The sequence below is a fragment of the Streptomyces sp. NPDC007157 genome (assembly GCF_040634235.1).
In the GTDB taxonomy this organism is placed as follows: domain Bacteria; phylum Actinomycetota; class Actinomycetes; order Streptomycetales; family Streptomycetaceae; genus Streptomyces.
Genome location: NZ_JBEYFE010000004.1, coordinates 124,234 through 137,416, shown reverse-complemented (window position 1 = coordinate 137,416; position 13,183 = coordinate 124,234). Strand labels below are relative to the sequence as shown.

The window sequence follows — 13,183 nt, the reverse complement described above, 5'->3', positions numbered from 1 at the left end:
TCCGGCTCAGGCGGTGGCAGCGGCTGCGTAGCGGTTGGCGGGGCGGGCGAGCCCGAGCAGGCCGCGCAGGGTGTCGGCCTCGTAGGCGGTGCGGAACCGGCCGCGGCGCTGGAGTTCGGGGACCAGGTCCGCGGTGATGCGCGGCAGGTCGTGGCCGAGGACGGCGGGACGCAGCCGGAAGCCGGTGAGGCCCTCGGCGGCAAACTCCTCCAGGAGGTCGGCGAGTTCGGCCGCCGTACCGGTGAAGATCCGGGCGTCGCTGGTGAACGCGGAGCCGTCGAGGGCGTCGAGGCGTTCCTTGCGGGCGGCGGCCGCGGCCTGGTCGTCGTCCAGGAAGACCACGAGGTCGCCGAAGACGTGCACGGTGTCGCCGGCCCGGCCGGCGGCCTCCTGCTCGGCGCGGATCTCGGCGACGACGGCGCGGGCGTCGGCGCCGTCCTGCGGGGTGACGTAGCCGACGTCGGCCTGTCGGGCGATCAGCCGGTAGGGGACGGTCTGGTGGCCGAGGGCGGTGACGAGCGGCTGGCCCTGCGGCGGGCGCGGGGTGATGGAGGGGCCCTTGACGCTGAAGTGCCGGCCCTCGAAGTCGATGTAGTGCAGCTTGTCGCGGTCGATGAAGCGGCCGGTGGCCGCGTCCCGGATCTCGGCGTCGTCCTCCCAGCTGTCCCAGAGCCGGCGCACGGCCTCGACGTGGTCGGCGGCCTCGTCGAAGTGCTCGGTGAGCCGCTGCTGTCCGGCCGGCGACCGCAGCTGTGCGAGGTCGATCGGCGGGAAGGTACGGCGGCCGAAGTGGTCCGCCTCGTGCGGACGGGCGGAGATCTGCACCCGCAGGCCGGCGCGGCCGGTACTGACGTAGTCGAGGGTGGCGATCGCCTTGGAGATGTGGAACGGCTCGGTGTGGGTGGCGATCACCGTCGGCACCAGGCCGATGTGGCTGGACAGCGGAGCGATCCGGGACGCGATCAGGACGGCGTCCAGCCGGCCGCGGACCTGGTCGGTGCGGCCGTCCAGTTCGCCGTAGTGCGAGGACTGCAGGCCGAGGCCGTCCTCGATGGTGACGAAGTCGATGAGACCGCGCTCGGCCTCGGCGACCAGATCGGCCCAGTATCCGGCGGTGAACAGGTCGCGCGGGCGGGCGACCGGCTCGCGCCAGGACGCGGGGTGCCAGCCGGTACCGTCCAGGGCCACGGCGAGGTGCAGGTGGGAAGCGGGAGATGAGGACACAGGGGTGCCTTCCTGAGGGGTCCGTACTAGGGCGCACCGAAGTCAGGGGCGCGGCGGGCGAGCGCGGCCAGGTGGGGGTCCCCCGGCCGAAGGCTGGGGGAAGGTCAGCGGCAACAGAGCGCGCCGGCCACGCGCTGGAGGTCGATGTGCGGCCGGGAGTGCAGGACGGTACGGCGGCTGGGACTGAGGACACGTGTCACGTCCGGCACCTCCCCGCCTGCTCCGCGTACATCTCGTCGTGAGTCACAACAGACCGGTTTCCGTGGTTGTTCCCGGGCTGCGCACCAGCAGGGTGCGGGTGCGCAGCCGCTCGGTGAAGCCGATCGACTCGTACAGCCGGGTCGCGCCCGTGTTGCCCGGGGCCGCGTGCAGGAACGGTGTGTCGCCACGCTCCCGGATACCGGCGGCGACCGCGCGGACCAGCCGGGTGGCCAGGCCCCGGCCCCGGTGCTCCGGGTCGGTGCAGACGGCGCTGATCTCCGTCCAGCCGGGCAGCCGCAGCCTCCCCCCGGCCTTCGGGCCGGGGGGACCCCCTCTCGCTTCGCTCGCGACGTGGGCGTGCGGCCCGGTGAGGGCCGACCGGACGGCGTCGTCGAGCGGGGCCGGGTCGGGTACGAGCGGGGTCCCGCTTCCGTGGAGGTCGGTCCGGAGGGTCACGGAGGCGGGGTCCTTTCTCGCCTTGTGGGTTTCGTGGGGGCTGCTGCCTGACGGTTGATCAGGAGTTGTCGAGCGGCAGTCCGGGCGGGTTGACCTCGGACTTGGCGACGGCCTCGTTGGAGAGGTTGTAGGCCTTGAGCCACTCGGCGTACTGGCCGTTCTCGATCAGGTAGTTGATGGCGTCGGCGAGCGGCTTGGCGAGACCGCTGTCCTTCTTCGCGGTGGCCGCGATCAGGCCCTGGAGGCTGCCGCCCGCGCCGGAGTAGGTGCCCGCGGTGCGGGTGGCGTTGGGCGTGTTCGCGGTCTGCCTGTTGTGGTACGCGATGCCGGGGTTGGGGCCGAGGTAGGCGTCGATCTTGCCGCTGTTGAGGGCCAGGTAGACGCTGTTGCTGTCCTGGTAGTACTTGACCGTGACCTTCTTGCCCTCCTTGGCCAGCTTGGCCTTCCACTCCAGGAGGATCTTCTCCTGGTTGGTGCCGGCGCTGACGGAGACGGTCTTGCCGGCGAGGTTCTCGTAGTTGCCGCCGAAGTTCCAGGTGCTCTTCTTCGGCACGGTGAAGGCGAGGTTGTCCTGCCGGTAGGAGGCGAACTCGTACTTCTTCTTGCGCTCCTCGGTGTCGGTGATGTTGGAGAGGGCCACGTCGACCTTGCCGCTGTCGATGCCGACGAACATGTTCTCCCAGGTGAAGTTCTTCACCTCGGGGGTGAGGCCGAAGACCGCGGCGACCAGCCGGGCGAGGTCGGGTTCGGAGCCGGTGAGGGTCTTCTGGTCGCTGCCCACGTAGGCCAGCGGCGGGAATCCGGCGGGCAGGGCGCCCTCGCCGATGACGAGCTTGCCGCTCTTGCGGACGGCGGCGGGCAGTTCGGCGCTGATGGACTTGACCTCGGACACCTTGATGGTGGTCTGCTGCGCGGCGCCGTTGGAGACCTGTCCGATGACGACCTCGCCGCTCTTGGCGCTGCCGGTCGTGGTGGCAGCGTCGCTGTCGCCCCCGCAGGCGGCGAGCCCGGTGGCGAGGGTCGCGACGGCGGTCGCCGTGGTGAGGCCGCGGATCAGGCTGCGTCGGGAGAGGAGCGTGGGCATGGCTGTCCTTCGTGTTCGAGCGAAAGGTGAGAGTTCGGGCGGGAAATGAAAGGGGGAGGTCGTTCAGAGGACCTTGCGCAGGAAGTCCCGGGTCCGTTCGTGCCGCGGACGGTCGAGGATCTCGGCGGGCGGGCCCTGTTCGACGATCTTTCCGCCGTCGATGAAGACGATCCGGTCGGCGACCTCGCGGGCGAAGCCGATCTCGTGGGTGACGATCACCAGGGTGGTGCCGCTGGACGCCAGGTCCTTGATGACCGCGAGGACCTCGCCGACCAGCTCGGGGTCGAGCGCGGAGGTCGGCTCGTCGAACAGGATGATCCCGGGGCGCAGCGCGAGGGCGCGGGCGATGGCGACGCGTTGCTGCTGGCCGCCCGACAGCTGGCGCGGATAGGCGCCGACGCGCTCGCCGAGGCCGACCCGTTCGAGGAGTTCCTTGGCCAGCTGCTGGGCCTGAGGCCTGGTGAGCTTTCCGGTGGCGACGGGGGCGGCCGCGACGTTGTCGAGGACCGTCAGGTGCGGGAACAGGTTGAAGTTCTGGAAGACGAAGCCGATCCGGCTGCGCTGGGCCAGGATGGCGCGTTCGCTCAGTTCCTTGAGACCGTCGCCGTGGCGTCTGACCCCGATCAGCTCGCCGCCGACGCTGACATGGCCGGACTCGGGCTTCTCCAGGTGGTTGACGACCCGGAGCAGCGTGGACTTGCCGGAGCCGGACGGGCCGAGGACGACGGTGACCTCGCCGGGGCGGACGGTCAGGTCGATGCCGTCGAGGACGCGGTGGGCGCCGTACGACTTGTGGACGCCGTGGATCTCCAGGGCGGCCGGCGCGATGTCCGGCGCCTTCTCCGGTGCGGTGGTCATACGGCGGCCTCCTGGCGTATCCGTTCCCGCAGGCCGGCCAGGCCGGTGCGGAGTCTCTGGAGGGGGGTCGGCGGCAGCGTGCGGGTGGCGCCGCGGGCGAAGTACCGCTCGACGTAGTACTGCACGACGGAGACGGCGCTGGTCAGGATCAGGTACCAGACGGTGGCGACGAGCAGCAGCGGCACGATGTCACCGGGGTAGGTGCTGCCCATGGACTGCACCGAGCCGAAGAGGTCGAGCAGCGAGACGTAGAACACCAGGGACGTGCTCTTGATCAGGCCGATCAGCTGGTTGACGTAGTTCGGCACGATGGAGCGCAGGGCCTGCGGGAAGACGATCCGGGTGAACTGGTAGCCCTTGGGCAGGCCGAGCGCGGCGGCCGCCTCGTGCTGGCCCTGGTCGACGGAGAGGACGCCGCCGCGCACCACCTCGGACGCGTAGGCGGCCTCGTTGAGGCTGAGGCCGATCACGGCGATGGCCATGTCGGTGGCCAGCTTCGACTCGTCGAAGCTGACGAAGGACGGGCCGAAGGGCACACCCAGGCTGAGCGTCCTGTAGAGGGCGGAGAAGTTGTAGAGGAAGATCAGCAGGACGATCAGCGGGATCGAGCGGAACAGCCAGGTGTAGGTCCAGCTCACCGCCCGCAGCACCGGGCTGCCGGAGAGCCTCGCGAGGGCCAGTACGACGCCGCCGAGCAGGCCCAGTACGGCGCTGAGCGCGGCGACTTCGAGGGTGACGACGAGCCCGTCGAGGATCGTGGGGCGCAGGAACCAGTAGCGGAAGCGGTCCCACTGGTAGAAGGGGTTGCTGGCCAGCCCGTGCACGAACTGGGCGACGAGCACCAGGACGACGGCGGTGGCGATCCACCGGCCGGGTCGGCGCAGCGGCTGAACTCGCTGGCTTTTCAGAGGATTTGACGGTGCGTCGGTGGGCGGTGGCGCCTCGGCCACGGACAGGACGCCTGGGGGTTCACTCATGGCGGGCTCCGGCGGAGTCGGACACCCCGGATCACACGGCCGGGGCCGCGGCACCGCACCGCGTCGGGACACGGCACAGGTGCGCGGGGGCGCGCGGGACACGGGATGGGGCGGACGGCTTCGCACCGGGGCGGCCGGTGCTTCGACGAGGACGCTGGGACGCGAGGCTGCGGGAGCCGCGCTGCGGGCGAGGCGGAAAGGCCTGGTCAGACCCGACAGCGGGCGCGGCCCGGTGCGGTACACGCGCTACACAGGGCGCTGTTGACGCGGAGCAGGTCGACGGCGCGGTCGGCGACCAGCGGGCTCGGATACGGCTGTACGCAGCCCTGGGTGCGGCCCTCGGCCGACCTGGAAGCTGCGTACATGTCCTGTCACCTGTCGCTGTTGTGGCGGCCCCTGGGGGGCCTCGCGCTTACCGAACATCGTCATCCGGTCCGGTCGTCACCTGGGGCACCCCACCGCGGTGCGAGGGTTGCCGGTCAGCAAGCCAGGGCTTGACGCTGACGCTCTTGACCGTTCTCGTGCGTAAGTTAGGCAGCCGCCCGAACGAATGTCAACGCCTGTCCGACTGGCGAAACAGTTCGGACCGCTCTCACCTGCGCGGAGCGCCGGGAGCGTCCGCCGCGTGGCCCGCCCAGTCCAGGATCTGGACGGCCGCGCCGGCGGCTTCCAGGCCCTGGCAACGGCCGTGGTGGCGGCGGGCGATGCCGTCGAGGTCCAGATGGGCGCCGAAGGCCGGGTGGGCGGCCAGCCGACGGGCGTAGGCCCACAGCACCGGGTGGCCGGCGATGCCGTGCACGGCGGCGGCGTCCAGGTGGTTGCGGTGCACGGTGTCGAGTTGCACCAGGGCCACCCACAACTCGACGTCCGCGGCCGTGAGTTGTCCGCCGACCAGGAACTCCGCCCCGGTCAGCCGGTGCTCCAGCTCGTCCAGCGCGGCGAGCAGCGTCTCCAGCGCCTCCGGGTCGCCGCCCTCTCGGCCGGCGTGCTGTGCCGCCTGCGCGATGTCCTCCGCGCAGAGCCGCTCGACCTCCTCGATCTCGGCCTCGGCACCGCACGGGTACAGCCGGACGACGCCGTCGCCGAAGTGGCGGTCCAGGTCGCGCAGGATGTCCCGGCTGTGGGTGCTGACGATCCGGCCGGACCAGTCGTCGCTGAGCACCGGCGCGAGGGCCGGTCCCGCGTAGTGGTGGGCGCTCGCCTCGTACAGCGGGCGCAGCGCCCTGTGGCTGCCGTCGGGACAGTCCGGGACGGCGGGCAGGAAGGTGACCGGACAACAGTCGTCGAGGGCCAGCAGACTGTGGCCGACGGCGATGCGGAGGCCGTCGGGACAGGCGGTGGCGAGGTGGAGCCGGTAGCGGCGCGGCACGGCGTAGTGCCCGCTGCGGGCGTCCCGGCCGATGCGCCCGCGGAAGGCGGGGGCGGTGCGGACGGACGGGAGGGCGGCGAGCGGAGTGATGGACATGCGTCTCCCTGGGGGTAGGGGCGCGCGGACGTACGCGCGGCGGAAGCGTTCGTCGGTGGGTGGGCGCTCGGCGGGCGGGCGCCCGACGGCCGGACACTCGGTGGGTGGGCGTTCGGCGGGTGCGGCCGGCTACGGGCGTCCGGCTCGTCGCGGCCGGGCGGCTGGTACGGCCGGCGGCGGGTGCTCAGCCGGTGCGGCTGATGGCGCTGCACACTCGCTGCAGATCGATGTGCAGACGGGAGGTGAGCAGCGGGACGGGGCAGGGCGTGCGGTTCCCTCGGCGCTGTCTGCCGGTGACCGTGCGCAGCCGACCCATCTTTCCCTACCTTTTCACTAGGATTCCCACCTGGAGTGTCGATCGGCCTCCGCGTGCCGTCAAGGGGGCGTCCACGCCTGGGCCACCCGGCCCGGCTTGCCGCCGGGCGGCAGGGGCTGTCCGCTGGAGGCGCAGGCCGAGTGACAGGAGCCGGATGCGATGAACGAGCCCCCGGGTCCCGGACCCGTGCCCGGCGCCGTGCCCGAGACCTTCGTGTTCGCCTGCGGGCGGTGCGGCGAGGTCTGGGAGGCCACGTTCCCGGCGGTGTTCTTCACCGACCCGATCGCCGACCCGGACCTGCAGAGCACCCAGGAGTACGTCGACGAGGCCGGCCGGGCCGTGTGGTCGCCGCTCACCGACGCGGTGTGCCCGCGCTGCGGCAGCCGGAAGGTGCGGATCACCGTTCCCGGATCATGACGCTCACCCGGATGGCACGCGCGGGTGGTCGGCGACCGTGCCGGATGGTGGCGTGGAGGGACGTACCGCCGTTGCCCGTGGAGTGACGCAGCACCGCTGCCCCCCGCGAAGTGACGTACCGCGTTCCCGAGGAGGCAGTCGCGATGATCCGTCCGTCCCGATCCGTGCGTGTTCTCGTCTCGGCCCTGGCGACGGGGATCCTGCTCGCCACGGCGGCCTGCACGGACGAGAGCGGCGGCCCCGAGGCCGTGTCCGTCTCGCCGGCCGGCGAGCACTCGCCCGCGTCCCCGTCGGCGACCCCCGCCCTCACCGGGGCGGGCGCGCAGGCCGCCCTGATCACACCGGCCGACATCGAGGACAACTGGCAGCTGGCCAAGGACGCGGCGACCTGGCGCAACACGATGCTGGTCGGCAAGGTCGACGTGGCCGACTTCCTCACCGCCAAGTCCGACGCCGCCGACTGCCAGCGCCTCCTCGACGGCCTGTACTCCGACAGCCTCCTCGGCCGTGCCTCCGGCGCCTCCGGCCTGCGCGGGTTCACCTCGGAGGACTCCCGGATGCTGTACCAGGTCGGCGACTACGGCTCGGCGAACCTGGACGCCACGCTGGCCTGGCTGAAGACCCTGCCGGACAAGTGCAACCAGTTCACGGCAACCGGTAAGGACGGCGGGCAGCGGACCGTACAGGTCGTGTCGGCGAAGGTGCCGAAGTCAGGCGACGCGCGCGAGGCCCTGACGGTGACCGTGCAGGGCAACGCCAACGGCCAGTCCGCCACCTACACCACGGACGTGGCCGTGCTGCGTATCGGCGCCTCCGGCGCGGCCGTCACCAACGGCAGCCTGTCCGGCGTCGACCACGACAGCACCGCGCTGGCCGTGCAGACCGGCGCCCAGCGCCTCAAGGACGTCCTGTCCGGCAAGACCCCGGCACCGATGCCGAGCCAGTTCGACTAGCTCAGTGCGGTTGCGGGGCCCCGGAGTCGGTCTGGGTGGTACCCGGTTCGCCGTTGTCGCGGTGCCATGCGACGAGGAGTTCGTCGCGGGTGCCGAAACGGACCAGATGACGGCCGACGACGCCCTCCAGGAGGTCGAGGTTCTCGGGGTCCGTCTCCACGGTGAGCAGCAGGGCACCGTCGGTGGCGGTGAGGGTGCCGGTGCCGTTCTGGAAGACGATCGCGCCGGTGCCGGTCTCCTCGTCCCAGCTGGTCCGGGAGCGGCGGCCGAGGTGTGAGGCGAGCTGCTTGGCGTAGCGGGCGGGGCGGTCGGTGGTGACGCGGGCTTCGGAGCGGGCCATCGGGGACTCCCCTGCTGCGGGCGGGCTTGCGGTGACGGGCTCACGCTACGTCGGGGCGGGGGGTGCGGCGCCGTACCGGAGTCCGCAAGCTATGCATGCCTGTTGCGTCACCCACGCCCCGTCGAGGTGCTTGCGCACACTCCGGCACGGGTCAGACCGTTCACCACCGCACGTGCAGGCCGGGGGGCTTGCGGAACACCAGACCGTACGGCGCGGCGGGCCGTTCCGGGTCGAGGCGCAGTCCGGGAAGGCGTTCGAGCAGGCGTTGGAGAGCGATACGGGTCTCCAGGCGGGCGAGATGGGCGGCGAGGCAGTGGTGCGGGCCGTGGGCGAAGGCCAGTTGGAGACGGGCGTTGCCCCGGCGGACGTCGAAGCGGTCGGGGTCGGGGAAGACCGCCGGGTCACGGTTGGCGCCGCTCAGGGAGACGGTGACCAGGTCGCCGCGGCGGACGGCGGCCGGGCCGAGGACGATGTCCCGGGTGGCGTAGCGGTCCACCACCGCCGCCCCGGGCTCCAGGCGCAGCGACTCCTCGACCGCACCGTCCAGCAGGGTCGGATCGGCCCGGACGAGGGCGAGTTGGCCGGGGTCCCCGAGCAGGTGGAGCAGCGCGTTGGTGATCATCGCCTCGGTGGTCTCGATGCCGCCGAACATCAGCACCGCGGCGTTGGAGGCCACTTCGGGCGGTGTCAGCCGGCCGGCGGCGGAGACGAGGAGCGAGGTCGCGTGCCGGTCGACGATCGTGGCCTCGACGGCGGCCCGCAGTTCCGCGTAGGCGGCGGTGCCCGCGGGGCCTGCTTCCAGTCCTTCGGTGATGTCCGAGACGGACCGCACGATCGCGTCGTACCAGCCGAGGACCGTGTCCGTGGTCGCCCCGACCAGTCCGAGCGCCTCGGTGACCACGGCGACGGCGAGCGGTCCGGCGAAGGTACGGCGCAGTTCGGCGGCGCCGGACGGTTCCAGTGCGGTGATGAGGCGGTCGGTCTCCCCCTCGATGAACGCGGCGAAGCCGTCGTGCACCTCGCGGGGCCGGAAGGGAGCGGCGAAGGGCTCGCGGTGGCGGGTGTGCGCGGCGCCGTCCAGGGAGAGCATGCTCGGGCCGACGACCTGGGCGGTGGAGAAGCGCGGGTCGTCGACGGTGAAGGAGACGGCGTCCCGCATCACGCCGAGCGCGAGGTCGCGGCGGGTGACCAGCCAGCCGTTCAACTCGGGCAGCCAGGACACGGGTTCGTCGGCGCGCAGCCGTGCCAGGCGCGGGTGCGGATCGCGGGCGAGTTCGGCGAGCGTGGTCGAGGCGCCGAGCGGGAACGCGTCGACGGTGCTCATCACGCGGTCCGGTCGAAAGGTGGGAATCCGTTCATCCCTCCACCCAAGCACGGCGCCCGCACAGCCGGTTCGCCGCCCCGGACCTGACGAACCACCGGCGGCACACCGCCCACGGGGGTCAGTCGTCCTCGACCGAGACGGCGATGGGCGTCCCGGCCTCGATCGTGCGGCTGACCGTGCACAGCCGGTCGTGCGAGACGGCGACCGCCCGGGGCAGGATGGCGCGGGCCCGGTCGCCCGACGGGCCGTCCGGGAAGGTGACCGAGAAGGCGACCGCGAGGTCCGTCATCCGGTTGCCGCCCTCGTCGCCGACCTTGTGGCCGCTGACGGCGACGGTGAAGGCGGCAGGCTCGGTGTGGCGGCTGGTGGCGACGTCGACGTCGGCCGCGGTGCAGCCGCCGATCGCGGCGAGCAGCAGCTCCACCGGGGTGAATTCGGTGCCGTCGGCGGTGCCGAAGACGATCGTGCCGCCGCGTGCGTTCGTCGCGGTGAAGCGGCCGGTGGCGGTGCGCTCGACCGTCACCAGGCGCAGGGAGTCTTCGCTCATACCGCCGAACCTATGGCAGCCCGGCCGTCAGTGCAGGATGTTCACGGCCCGCGCCACCACCAGGACCACCGTCACCAGGGAGACGGAGGACTGCAGCATCATCAGCATCTTGGCCCACCGCGACAAGGGCATCACGTCGGTCGGGCTGAAGGCGGTGGAGTTGGTGAAGGACAGGTACAGGTAGTCGAGGAAGGTCGGCTCCCAGTCCTGCGGGGCGGTCTCGGGGCTCTGCATCTGCACGAAGAGGAAGTCCGCGTACTGGTGGTGGCCCTGGACCCGCGCCATCGGTCCGCCGCGGTCCCACTCCCAGTACCAGAGCGCGAACACGATGACGTTCGTCAGCCAGATGCCGCCGCCGGTCAGCAGCAGCGGTCCGGCGTCCTCGCCCTCGGTGCCGTTCACCAGTCCGACCACCAGCCGCACCGCCGCCCAGCCGTTGGCGAGGCTGATCGCGCACATCAGGACCAGGCCCAGCACGCGCAGCCACCGGGTGCGGGGCTCCACCCGCCGGGGGTTGCCGACGATCAGGCCGGCCAGCAGCACCAGTTCCAGGGCCGGCAGGGCCCAGTACGGCTGGAGGGCGAGCCGGTGCGGCAGCGCCAGCTGGAGCACCACGGCCAGCAGGATCACGGCGGTCACGGCCCACCGTGGCTCGCCCTGCGTGGCCCTGCGCCACGCGGGCACCACTTCCCGCTCGCCGTCCGCCAGCAGCCGCTCGATCCTGGCCAGCCGGTTCTCCGCTTCGCTCATACGGTCGTTCACGGTGACGATTGTCCCCGAGACCACTCGCCGACCGGTCGTCCGGTGCAGAAGGTCTCCGCCGGCCCCGGACTCGGCGGACTGCCCGGGAGCAGGGGCTGGGCCCGGGCGATGAGCAGGGCGACGTCGTCCTCGCCGCCGGGCGGCCGCAGCGTCTCCAGGATGCGTTCGCAGGTCTCTTCCAGATCGCGGCCGCGGGTCGCGGTGACGGCGTCGAGGAGGGTGTCCAGGCGGGCGTCGATGGGCTCGCTGCGGGTCTCGACCAGGCCGTCGGTGTAGAGGACCAGTTCGTCGCCGGGGCGGAACTCGATGGTGGCGGCCTCGAAGGGCACCCCGCCGACGCCCAGCGGTACGCCGGGCGGCAGGTCGAGCAGCCGCGCCGGGTGTCCGGCCGCCAGCAGGGCCGGGGGCAGGTGGCCGGCGAGGCACATCCGGCACTCGCCCCGGTGCGGGTCGCAGACGCAGTAGAGGCAGGTGGTGATGGCCTGCTCGCTCCCTTCGGTGAGGTGGTCGAGGTGGTACAGGGCCTCGTCCGGGGCGAGGTCCAGTTCGGCGAAGGCGCGTGCGGCGCTGCGGAGTTGCCCCATGGTGGCGGCGGCGTTGATACCGCTGCCCATGACGTCCCCGACGACCAGGGCGGTCTTGTCGCCCTGCAGGGGTATGGCGTCGTACCAGTCGCCGCCGATCTCGCTCGTGGCGCCGGCGGGCTGGTAGCGGCAGGCCACCTCCAGGCCCGGCAGGTGCGTCGCGAGCTGCGGGAGCAGACAGCGCTGGAGGGTGAGGGCAGCATGGCGCTGGGCCTGGTAGCCGCGGGCGTTGTCGATGCAGACCGCGGCCCGGGCGGCCAGCTCGCAGGCGAGGAACACGTCGTCGTCGTCGAAGGGCGCGGGGTTCCGGGTGCGGGCGAGGGTCAGGGCGCCGAGGACCTCGCCCCGGGCCGGCAGCGGTACGGCCAGGTAGGAGTGGACGCCCGAGTCCGCGAGGACGGCGGCGGTCGCGTCGTCGCGGGCGATGAGCTCCAGGTCCCGACGCGTGGTGCGGGGCAGCAGGACCGGCTGACGGCCGCGTACGCACCGGGCGATCAGACGGTCGCTGTCGTAGACGGCGACTTCCCCGGGCGGGTGGGCCGCGCGCATCTCCTCGCCGGCGTGGACCGCGCTGAGGGCGAGGGTGCGGAAGCACAGCGGGCCCTCCTGCTCAGCGGTCCGGCCGTCGAGCGCCCGGTCGAGCACGTCCACGGCGGCCACGTCGGCCAGGTCCGGTACGACGACGTCGGCCAGCTCGCGTGCCGTCGTCTCCAGATCGAGGGTGGTGCCCACGGAGGCGGAGGCCTGGGCGATCAGTGCCAGCCGCCGCCGGGCGTCGGCCGCCTCGGCGGCCGCCCGATGGCGTTCGGTGACGTCGATGACGGAGTAGGCCAGGCCCAGCACCCGCCCGCCGGAGTCCTCCAGCCGGTAGTACGAGACGGACCAGGCGTGGTCGTGGTCCGGGTCGCCGGGCGGACGGCAGACGATGTCCCGGTCCACGACCGACTCGCCCGTCTCCAGGACCCGGCGCAGCCGCGCCTCCGGTCCGGTGTCCAGGTAGGTCAGGATCTCGCCGACCGAACGCCCCAGGCGATCGGCGGCGGGCTGGCCGGTGATGCGTTCCAGGGCGGGATTGACGGCCCGGTACCGCAGGTCCGAGTCCAGGATGGCCAGCCCGACCGGGGACTGGGACACCAGACGCATGGCCAGGGCCGCGTCCCTCTCGACCCGCTCGACCGCGGCCTGGTCGGCGGCGAGACCCAGCGCGTAGAAGCCGCCGAGGTCGTCCAGCAGCCGCATGTTGCGGAACTCCACCAGGCGGGTGCTGCCGTCCTTGTGCCGGACCGGAAAGACCCCGGCCCAGTCCTGGCCGGATTCCATGACCTGCGCGAACAGCTTGACGACCTCGTCCCGGTGCTCCTCGTGGACCATCAGCTCAGCCGCGTACTGCCCGAGCGCCTCCCCGGCGCTGTGGCCGAACAGTTCCTCGGCCTTCGGGCTCCACAGGACGACCTGGCCCTGCGCGTTCAGCACCACCGCGGCGACGCTGAGCAGATCCAGCAGGCCGCTGGGTGGCGTGGCGGAACCGGCCGCCGACCGGCCGGCGACTGCTCGGGGAGAGTCCGTCGTGCCCATCCCTCATCTTCCCTCCCGCCCGGTGCCCTGGCTCGTGGCACGTCGGCGGGCGTGCTGTCTTCATCCATGGTCGCCCCAGACCGAGGCGGCCCACATCTGG

15 protein-coding genes, 1 pseudogene and 1 riboswitch are annotated in these 13,183 nt (G+C 72.3%); of the genes and pseudogenes, 2 read left to right on the top strand and 14 right to left on the bottom strand.

Annotated features, from left to right (window positions below; translation table 11 throughout):
- Positions 1-6: 6 nt before the first annotated feature.
- The 9 genes and pseudogenes from ABZ642_RS08570 to ABZ642_RS08530 form a co-directional block, all read right to left on the bottom strand.
- Positions 7-1,224: an LLM class flavin-dependent oxidoreductase gene (locus ABZ642_RS08570; protein ID WP_360479239.1), complete on the bottom strand. Its 1,218-nt coding sequence runs from the start codon at positions 1,222-1,224 to the stop codon at positions 7-9.
- Between the two features lie 104 nt (positions 1,225-1,328).
- A complete protein-coding gene (locus ABZ642_RS08565; protein WP_360479236.1) occupies positions 1,329-1,424 on the bottom strand; it encodes a putative leader peptide in 96 nt (31 codons plus the stop codon).
- A gap of 43 nt (positions 1,425-1,467) precedes the next feature.
- Positions 1,468-1,737: pseudogene (locus ABZ642_RS08560) on the bottom strand (GNAT family N-acetyltransferase); the annotation flags it as partial.
- A gap of 202 nt (positions 1,738-1,939) precedes the next feature.
- Positions 1,940-2,965 carry an ABC transporter substrate-binding protein gene (locus tag ABZ642_RS08555; protein WP_360479233.1) on the bottom strand — a complete coding sequence of 342 codons (1,026 nt, stop codon included), beginning with the start codon at positions 2,963-2,965 and terminating at the stop codon, positions 1,940-1,942.
- Between the two features lie 63 nt (positions 2,966-3,028).
- Positions 3,029-3,823 (bottom strand): amino acid ABC transporter ATP-binding protein, encoded by a 795-nt coding sequence (locus tag ABZ642_RS08550; protein WP_360479230.1) that lies wholly within the window; start codon positions 3,821-3,823, stop codon positions 3,029-3,031.
- The gene (locus ABZ642_RS08545; RefSeq protein WP_360479228.1) at positions 3,820-4,800 is read right to left on the bottom strand and encodes an amino acid ABC transporter permease; all 981 of its coding nucleotides are present in this window, start codon (positions 4,798-4,800) and stop codon (positions 3,820-3,822) included. Before ABZ642_RS08545 ends, ABZ642_RS08550 begins: the two co-directional genes overlap by 4 nt.
- A 206-nt stretch (positions 4,801-5,006) precedes the next feature.
- Complete coding sequence (locus ABZ642_RS08540) at positions 5,007-5,165, bottom strand: hypothetical protein (protein ID WP_360479225.1); 159 nt, start codon at positions 5,163-5,165, stop codon at positions 5,007-5,009.
- A gap of 38 nt (positions 5,166-5,203) precedes the next feature.
- Positions 5,204-5,315: riboswitch (SAM riboswitch) on the bottom strand.
- Positions 5,316-5,392: 77 nt separating this feature from the next.
- On the bottom strand, positions 5,393-6,265 hold the full coding sequence (locus ABZ642_RS08535; RefSeq protein ID WP_360479222.1) for a glutathione S-transferase C-terminal domain-containing protein: 873 nt from the start codon (positions 6,263-6,265) through the stop codon (positions 5,393-5,395).
- A 184-nt stretch (positions 6,266-6,449) separates the two neighbouring features.
- Complete coding sequence (locus ABZ642_RS08530; RefSeq protein WP_360479219.1) at positions 6,450-6,581, bottom strand: putative leader peptide; 132 nt, start codon at positions 6,579-6,581, stop codon at positions 6,450-6,452.
- Positions 6,582-6,740: 159 nt separating this feature from the next.
- Between ABZ642_RS08530 and ABZ642_RS08525 the strand changes: the two genes are divergently transcribed.
- Complete coding sequence (locus ABZ642_RS08525) at positions 6,741-6,998, top strand: hypothetical protein (protein WP_360479216.1); 258 nt, start codon at positions 6,741-6,743, stop codon at positions 6,996-6,998.
- A 143-nt stretch (positions 6,999-7,141) separates the two neighbouring features.
- Entirely contained in the window at positions 7,142-7,951 is an 810-nt protein-coding gene (locus ABZ642_RS08520) for a hypothetical protein (RefSeq protein ID WP_360479213.1), read from the top strand.
- 1 nt (position 7,952) lies between these two features.
- On the opposite strand, the gene ABZ642_RS08515 is transcribed toward ABZ642_RS08520, so the two are convergent.
- The 5 genes from ABZ642_RS08515 to ABZ642_RS08495 all read right to left on the bottom strand — a co-directional run bounded on the left by ABZ642_RS08515 (position 7,953) and on the right by ABZ642_RS08495 (position 13,083).
- A complete protein-coding gene (locus ABZ642_RS08515) occupies positions 7,953-8,291 on the bottom strand; it encodes a DUF2218 domain-containing protein (protein WP_360479210.1) in 339 nt (112 codons plus the stop codon).
- A gap of 160 nt (positions 8,292-8,451) precedes the next feature.
- A complete protein-coding gene (locus tag ABZ642_RS08510; protein ID WP_360479207.1) occupies positions 8,452-9,615 on the bottom strand; it encodes a cytochrome P450 in 1,164 nt (387 codons plus the stop codon).
- A gap of 118 nt (positions 9,616-9,733) precedes the next feature.
- Complete coding sequence (locus tag ABZ642_RS08505; RefSeq protein WP_360479204.1) at positions 9,734-10,162, bottom strand: OsmC family protein; 429 nt, start codon at positions 10,160-10,162, stop codon at positions 9,734-9,736.
- 27 nt (positions 10,163-10,189) lie between these two features.
- A complete protein-coding gene (locus ABZ642_RS08500) occupies positions 10,190-10,924 on the bottom strand; it encodes a hypothetical protein (RefSeq protein ID WP_360479201.1) in 735 nt (244 codons plus the stop codon).
- On the bottom strand, positions 10,921-13,083 hold the full coding sequence (locus ABZ642_RS08495) for a SpoIIE family protein phosphatase (RefSeq protein ID WP_360479198.1): 2,163 nt from the start codon (positions 13,081-13,083) through the stop codon (positions 10,921-10,923). Before ABZ642_RS08495 ends, ABZ642_RS08500 begins: the two co-directional genes overlap by 4 nt.
- Positions 13,084-13,183: the final 100 nt, after the last annotated feature.

Excerpts from the sequence above, each read along its gene's own strand:
- ABZ642_RS08555 (WP_360479233.1), bottom strand. The coding sequence starts at position 2,965 with ATGCCCACGCTCCTCTCCCGACGCAGCCTGATCCGCGGCCTCACCACG.
- ABZ642_RS08550 (WP_360479230.1), bottom strand. The coding sequence starts at position 3,823 with ATGACCACCGCACCGGAGAAGGCGCCGGACATCGCGCCGGCCGCCCTG.
- ABZ642_RS08545 (WP_360479228.1), bottom strand. The coding sequence starts at position 4,800 with ATGAGTGAACCCCCAGGCGTCCTGTCCGTGGCCGAGGCGCCACCGCCC.
- ABZ642_RS08540 (WP_360479225.1), bottom strand. The coding sequence starts at position 5,165 with ATGTACGCAGCTTCCAGGTCGGCCGAGGGCCGCACCCAGGGCTGCGTA.
- ABZ642_RS08535 (WP_360479222.1), bottom strand. The coding sequence starts at position 6,265 with ATGTCCATCACTCCGCTCGCCGCCCTCCCGTCCGTCCGCACCGCCCCC.
- ABZ642_RS08530 (WP_360479219.1), bottom strand. The coding sequence starts at position 6,581 with ATGGGTCGGCTGCGCACGGTCACCGGCAGACAGCGCCGAGGGAACCGC.
- ABZ642_RS08525 (WP_360479216.1), top strand. The coding sequence starts at position 6,741 with ATGAACGAGCCCCCGGGTCCCGGACCCGTGCCCGGCGCCGTGCCCGAG.
- ABZ642_RS08520 (WP_360479213.1), top strand. The coding sequence starts at position 7,142 with ATGATCCGTCCGTCCCGATCCGTGCGTGTTCTCGTCTCGGCCCTGGCG.
- ABZ642_RS08515 (WP_360479210.1), bottom strand. The coding sequence starts at position 8,291 with ATGGCCCGCTCCGAAGCCCGCGTCACCACCGACCGCCCCGCCCGCTAC.
- ABZ642_RS08510 (WP_360479207.1), bottom strand. The coding sequence starts at position 9,615 with ATGAGCACCGTCGACGCGTTCCCGCTCGGCGCCTCGACCACGCTCGCC.
- ABZ642_RS08505 (WP_360479204.1), bottom strand. The coding sequence starts at position 10,162 with ATGAGCGAAGACTCCCTGCGCCTGGTGACGGTCGAGCGCACCGCCACC.
- ABZ642_RS08495 (WP_360479198.1), bottom strand. The coding sequence starts at position 13,083 with ATGGGCACGACGGACTCTCCCCGAGCAGTCGCCGGCCGGTCGGCGGCC.